Consider the following 302-nt stretch of genomic DNA (forward strand, 5'->3'; position numbering starts at 1 on the left):
GGACTTCCGCGCCGAGCTGCGCGACGACGGCGACGGGTTCTTCTCCGCGGTGCTGCCGCTGCGGTCCGTGCCGGACGACTACCGCCTCCGTGTCGCGTACGAGGACACGGAGCTGGATGTCCACGACGCCTACCGCTTCCTGCCCGCGCTCGGCGAGTTCGACCTGCACCTGATCGGCGAGGGCCGGCACGAGCGGCTCTGGGAGGCGCTCGGGGCCCGGCCGATGGACCACCAGGGCGCCACCGGCACCCGCTTCACGGTGTGGGCGCCCAACGCGCGGGGCGTGCGGGTCGTCGGGAACT

General features: G+C 73.8%; 1 pseudogene. It reads left to right on the forward strand.

Annotated features, from left to right (window positions below):
- A pseudogene (locus AOK22_RS43495) lies at nucleotides 1-302 on the forward strand (1,4-alpha-glucan branching enzyme); the annotation flags it as partial.

Origin of the sequence: Streptomyces silaceus (assembly GCF_001419745.1) — a bacterium.
GTDB classification, from domain to species: Bacteria; Actinomycetota; Actinomycetes; order Streptomycetales; family Streptomycetaceae; genus Streptomyces; species Streptomyces silaceus.